This is a genomic window from Rhabdothermincola sp., from assembly GCF_036846205.1.
In the GTDB taxonomy this organism is placed as follows: Bacteria; Actinomycetota; Acidimicrobiia; order Acidimicrobiales; family Acidimicrobilacustridaceae; genus Rhabdothermincola.
On the sequence record NZ_DAIUCK010000139.1, the window covers coordinates 1 to 6,140 of the forward strand.

The 6,140-nt window shown below is 70.1% G+C and carries 5 protein-coding genes; 1 reads left to right on the forward strand and 4 read right to left on the reverse strand.

What is annotated here, in order from left to right:
- Nucleotides 1–36 precede the first annotated feature (36 nt).
- A complete protein-coding gene (locus V7004_RS14825; protein ID WP_334144962.1) occupies nt 37–1,182 on the reverse strand; it encodes a CaiB/BaiF CoA transferase family protein in 1,146 nt (381 codons plus the stop codon).
- A gap of 176 nt (nt 1,183–1,358) precedes the next feature.
- Between V7004_RS14825 and V7004_RS14830 the strand changes: the two genes are divergently transcribed.
- The gene (locus V7004_RS14830) at nt 1,359–2,594 is read left to right on the forward strand and encodes a cytochrome P450 (protein ID WP_334144963.1); all 1,236 of its coding nucleotides are present in this window, start codon (nt 1,359–1,361) and stop codon (nt 2,592–2,594) included.
- Between the two features lie 61 nt (nt 2,595–2,655).
- Here V7004_RS14830 and V7004_RS14835 read toward each other — a convergent pair whose 3' ends face one another.
- The 3 genes from V7004_RS14835 to V7004_RS14845 form a co-directional block, all read right to left on the reverse strand.
- On the reverse strand, nt 2,656–3,564 hold the full coding sequence (locus V7004_RS14835) for an alpha/beta fold hydrolase (RefSeq protein WP_334144964.1): 909 nt from the start codon (nt 3,562–3,564) through the stop codon (nt 2,656–2,658).
- Nucleotides 3,561–4,961, reverse strand: a complete 1,401-nt coding sequence (locus V7004_RS14840) for a WS/DGAT/MGAT family O-acyltransferase (protein ID WP_442968075.1) — start codon at nt 4,959–4,961, stop codon at nt 3,561–3,563. Before V7004_RS14840 ends, V7004_RS14835 begins: the two co-directional genes overlap by 4 nt.
- A 17-nt stretch (nt 4,962–4,978) precedes the next feature.
- Nucleotides 4,979–6,140, reverse strand: a 1,162-nt coding sequence (locus V7004_RS14845) for an AMP-binding protein (RefSeq protein ID WP_334144967.1), incomplete at its 5' end; no start/stop codon positions are given.

Below are 6,140 nucleotides of genomic sequence, written 5' to 3' on the forward strand. Positions count from 1 at the left end.
GGGGTAGGGGTGGGGTGGTGGCGAGCCCGCCGTGGCTCAGGCGACCACGCCGCGCTCACGAAGCCCGGCGATGGCCGCGGCGTCGTAGCCCGCCTCGGCGAGCACCTCGTCGGTGTGGTGCCCCGCCGGTGCCGGCGGCCGGCTGAGCGAGGCCGGTGTGCGGTCGAAGCGCGGCGCCGGCGCGGGTTGCACGATGCCCTCGACGTCGACGTAGGTCGACCGGGCCCGCAGGTGCGGATGCTGCGGCGCCTCGGCGAAGGTGAGCACCGGGGCGACGCACGCGTCCAGCTGGGCGAAGACCTCCATCCACTCGTCCCGGGTGCGGGTGCGGAACACCGCGGCGAAGCGCTCCTTCATCGCCGGCCACTGGGACGCATCCTGCTGGTCGGGCAGGTCCTCGCCCGCCAGGCCGAGCCCCCGTAGGAGGTTCGCGTAGAACGCCGGCTCGATGGCCCCGACCGACAACCAACCCCCGTCGGCGGTCTCGTAGACCTCGTAGTAGTGCGCCCCGGAGTCGAGCCAGTTCGTCCCCCGCTCGGCATTGAAGTAGCCCAGCATGTACGCGCTGGCGATCGGGGCGGCGAGCAGCGCCACGCCGTCGACCATCGCCGCGTCCACCACCTGACCCTCACCGGAGCTCGCCCGCTCGACCAGGGCCGCGCACACCCCGAGCGCGAGGAGCATGCCCCCACCACCGAAATCCGCCACGAGGTTCAACGGTGGCGTCGGTGGCTGTCCGCGCCGGCCGATGTGGGCGAGCGGGCCCGCCAGCCCCAGGTAGTTGAGGTCGTGCCCGGCGCGATCGGCCAGCGGGCCCTCCTGGCCCCAGCCGGTCATGCGGGCGTACACGAGGCGGGGGTTGTCGGCGCGCAGGACCTCCGGTCCCAGGCCCAACCGTTCCATGACCCCTGGGCGGAAGCCTTCCACGAACACGTCGGCTGCTCGGGCCAGTGTGCGTACGACCTCGACACCCTCGGTCCGCTTGAGGTCGACCGCGATCGAACGCCTCCCCCGGGCGTAGACGTTGCCCTTGGCCGTCTCCGGGGATGCGCCGAGCACGTGATCCGGGCGGTCCACGACCACCACGTCCGCGCCCAGGTCGGCGAGCACCATGGCCCCGAACGGCGCCGGCCCGAGGCCGGCGATCTCGACGACCCGGATCCCCTCGAGTGGCCCGGCCATGCCCGTGTCCCCCTGCTCGTCGTGCTGCCGCCGTACCGGCGACGCATCGTAGTGACCACCCTGCGTAATGACCGGCCTACGGCCCAAGAGGCCCGTCGTGGCCCTCAACGACCGGGTGGTGGCCGCCGATGGAAAAGTAGAATCTGTTCTCGTCCGGGAGCCGAAGGGGGCCCAAGGTGGAGCTCAGCGATGTCAATCTGCTCGATCCCGACGTGTTCCGGGAGGGTCGGCACCACGAGATGTTCAAGGTCCTCCGCCGGAAGGACCCGGTCCATTTCCACCCGGAACCCGACGGTCCCGGCTTCTGGTGCATCACCCGCCATGCCGACCTGATCACCGTCAACCGTGACTACGAGGCCTTCTCGTCGGCCGAGCAGGGCATCAGCATCCCCGACATCACTCCTGAGGGCGAGATGGTCCGGGAGATGATGCTCTACATGGACCCTCCGCGGCACACCCGGTACCGGCTCCTCGTGAACAAGGGGTTCACCCCCCGGATGATCGGGCTGCTCGAGACCGGGCTGCGCACAAAAGCCCGGCTCATCGTGGACAACGTCATCGAGCGCGGCGAGTGCGACTTTGTGACCGAGCTTGCGGCAGAGCTGCCGCTGCAGGCCATCGCCGAGTTGATGGGTGTCCCCCAGGAGGACCGCCACAAGCTGTTCGAGTGGACGAACCGCATGATCGGGATCGACGACCCGGAGTTCGAAGGTGACCGTGACTCGGCCAACGAGGCCGCCGCCGAGCTCTACCTCTACGCCAACACCCTCGCCGCGGAGAAGCGCAAGGACCCTCGGGACGACATCGTCTCCCGCCTGCTCGGAGCCGAGATCGACGGCGATCGGCTGAGTGAGACCGAGTTCGACATGTTTTTCATGCTGCTCGCCGTGGCCGGCAACGAGACCACCCGCAACGCCACCTCGCACGGGATGAAAGCGTTGATGGACAACCCCGATCAGTTCGAGAAGCTGAAGGCCAACCCCGACCTGCTGCCCTCGGCCGTCGAGGAGATCGTGCGGTGGGCCACGCCGGTGCTGCACTTCCGCCGCACCGCCATGCGCGACTACGAGCTCGGCGGCAAGCTCATCCGCAAGGGCGACAAGGTCGTCATGTGGCACATCTCGGCCAACCGCGACGAGACGGTGTTCGAAGACCCGTTCCGCTTCGACATCGAACGCTCCCCCAACGACCACATCGGCTTCGGGGGCGGTGGCCCCCACTACTGCCTGGGAGCGAACCTGGCGCGCATGGAGCTGCGCATCATCTTCGAGGAGATCATCACCCGCATGCCCGACATCGAGCTGGCGGGCGAGCCCGAGTACCTCCGGTCGAACTTCATCGGCGGCATCAAGCACATGCCGGTGCGGTTCACACCCGGCCCGCGGCTGGAGCCGGTCCCGGCCACCGCCTGACCCGACCACCTCGCCGGCGGAGTCGCGCCACTCCTGGCCGGCGGCACTGAACGTCTGGCGTTCAGGTGCCCGCTGACACAGCGGCGGTGCGAACGTCCTCGCAGGCCGCGAGCAACGCAGCGGCGAACCCCGGCGACGCGCAGGCCACGTGCCCGTCCTCGATGCGATGGATCGAGGCGTGCGGGATCGAGAAGGCCAGCTTGGCCTGCTGGGTCGGCACGAGTGCCCGGTCGCGGGTCGTGACCAGTACCGCGGTCGGCACGTCCACCGTGCCGATCCACTTCCGGGCGTCGTACTGGCCGATGGCGTGCCCGGCCTCGAGCACCATGCGCCAGTCGTGGCGGCGCATCTCGGCCGCCGCCCAACGCTGCAGAGAGTCTGGCCGACCCCTGGTACTCACCGGCACCCACTGCTTCACCAATGAAGCAGGCAGCGCGGTCATGAGACCACCGATGCGGGTGGTGCCTGCGGCGGCGGCCATCAACGACGAGAAGATCATGCGCTCCCGGATCCCGGGGACGAAGGAGTGGCTGGTGGCGCACAGGACGAGACCGTCCACCAGCCCTCGGTGGCGCTTCCAGATCAGCTGGGCGACCGGCCCGCCCATCGAGTAGCCGGCGAAGATGGCCGAGCGCACCCCCAACTGGTCGAGGAGGGCGGCGACGTCGTCCGCGCAATCCGCGAGACGGAACCGGCGCGAGGACCGCAGCCCTCGCGCATGGCCCCGGAGGTCCGGCGCCAGGACCCGGAATCGGTCCCCGGCCGGCTCGAAGACCCGGTACCAGTTGATGCCCCCCGAGGCCATCCAGCCGTGGAGGAGCACCAGGGTCGGCGCCCCCGGAGGGCCGGGTACTTCACGCACGAAGGTGGTGCCCCGGCCGGGCAGCTCCACCCGGCGCCCGAGGGGGACGGGAAGCCCCGGGGGGTGTGCCCGCTCGCCCGACTCGTCCCGCTCTCGCGGATCGATCATCGGCTCACCTCATCGGCTGCGGCCCGCAACTCCAGGAACGTCTCCTCGATGCCCTCGGCCAGGATCCACGGCTGGGGAACCGCCTCCCGGCACACCATGAAGCCGAAGTCGACCCGATCGCGGTAGCTGAACACCGTGACGTTGACACCGGTGCCGTAGAGCAGCGGGCCCATCGGGTAGAGCGACTCGATCTCCGCGCCGGCGACGTACAGCGGGAACGGTGGCCCGGGAACGTTCGAGATGATCAGGTTCATGATCGGCGGCGTGCGCCGGTCGAGGTGTGCGGCGGTGTACATGCGGGCCGCGAGCGAGATCAGCGCGGGCGGGGCCGCCTCCGTGATGCCCATGATCTTCTCGGCCGCGAGGGCGCGCTGCATCTCCTTGGCGTTCTTCGTGCTCTCGTGGATCGAGAGCAGCCGCAGCACCGGGTCGGCCACGTCGGTGGCGAGGGAGGCGAACATCGCACCCACTTTCGTGCCGACCTCGGTGCGGTCGTCCTCGGCGCGCATCGACACCGGGATCTGCGCGATGAGCGGTTGATCGGGCAGCTCGTCGTTCTTGACGAGGTAGCGCCGCAGCGCTCCGGCGCACAACGCCAGCACCACGTCGTTGACCTTCACGTCGAAGACCTTCTTGATCCGGCGGACCTCGTCGAGGGGCACCGTCGCGTAGGCGAACCGGCGGTGCGGCGTGAGCTCGGTGTTGAACGACGTCCGGGGCGCCTGGAACGGTGCCACCGGCGCATACGACCGGCGCTGGAACCCGAGGAACTTCAAGCCTTGACGGAGGCTCTGCTCGGCCAGGCGAGCCACCCGCCACGGCGTGAGCAGGGTCTCGGCGATGCCGCGCAGCAGCAGATCGAACGGGTTGGGAACCTCTTCGAAGACCCGGGGTGGAGGCTCGCCGTCCGACGGTGGGTCGGGCTCGAGGTCGAACAGGACGGCTGCCAGCTCGCTGCCGGAGACGCCGTCGATGATCGAGTGGTGCACCTTGGCCAGCACGGCGATGCGCCCACCTTCGAGCCCCTCGATGACCCAGAACTCCCACAGCGGCTTGCGCCGATCGAGCTTGAGGCTGACCAGGTCGCCGATGAGGTTGCCGAGCTGCTCCGGCCCGCCGGGGGCGGGCAGGCCGATCCGCCGGACGTGCTGGTCGATGTCGAAGTCCCGGTCCTCGACCCAGCCGGGCCGACCCAGCCCGAAGGGCACCTCAACCAGGCGCCACCGGAACTGCGGAGCGAGGTGGAGGCGGTGTCCGATCCGCCGTTTCAGCTCCTCGACCGAGAACCCGCCCGGTGCGGTGGTGGGATCGGCGATGAGCACGGCCGACACGTGCATGTGCCACGCCGGGGTCTCGCCGTAGAGGAACGCTGCGTCGACACTGCCCATCCGCCTCATCCGCCGCAGTCTCCCACTCAGCCGGACGGAGGTGAAGGGCCGGTGGATGGCGAACCGGTGGCAGCCGAGCCCTCGGCCACCTGTCTGGCCCACCGGTAGTCGGCTTTGCCCGCGGGCGACCGCACCACCTCGTCGACCAGCACCACACTCCGGGGCAGCTTGTACCCGGCGAGATGGCTGCGGGCGTGGCCGGCCAGGGTCTCGAGCGTGGGCGCGGCGCCCGGTGACGGCTGCACCACGGCCGCCACCGCCTGACCCCACCGCTCGTCGGGGATCCCGACCACCACCACGTCGTAGACGTCGGGGTGGGTCTTGAGCACGGCCTCGACCTCTTCGGGGAACACCTTCTCGCCGCCGGTGTTGATGCACTGCGAGCCACGGCCGAGGAGCCGGATCGACCCGTCCGCCTCCACCGTGGCCAGGTCACCGGTGAGCACCCAGCGGCGGCCGCCCACCTCCACGAAGACCTCTGCGGTCTTGGCGGGGTCGTTGTAGTAGCCGAGCGGGATGTGGCCCGTCCTCGCCACGCGGCCCTGCTGGCCCGATCCGGGAGTGACGGGCTCGAGCGTCGCCTCGTCGAGCACCACGGTCGTGTCGTCCATGGGTTGGAACACCACCGCCTCCGATGCGGCGCCTTCCGTCGGCCCGGTGGTGCGCGACGCGCCCTGGGCGCCCGTCTCGGACGAGCCGAAGCCGTTGGTGATCATCACGTTGGGGAGCGTCGTGGTGAACCGTTCCCGCAACGCCGGCGACAGGGGCGCCCCACCGGAGCCCACCGAGAACAGCGTCGAGACGTCGAAGGGCCCGTGCTCGTCCCAGGCGTCGAGCAGGGGCCGCACGACCGCGTCACCCACCACGGTGAGCAGGTTGACCTGCTCCCGCTCCACCGTGCGCCAGACGGTCACCGGATCGAGCGACCCCGGCAGCAACACCACCTTTCCCCCCGCGAACAGCCACGACAACGCGGTCCACTGACCGGCGGCGTGCATCAGGGGAGCGACCGGCAGGTACACGAAGGTGCCGTCGATGATCCGGTCGAGCAGCTCGGCGGGCCGCTCGACCGGGCCGAGCAGCCGCATGGGGTCGCCGCCACCGATGCAGGAGTAGAACGCGTCCTCCTGCCGCCAGACCACCCCTTTCGGCATCCCGGTGGTGCCGCCGGTGTAGATGATGATCTGG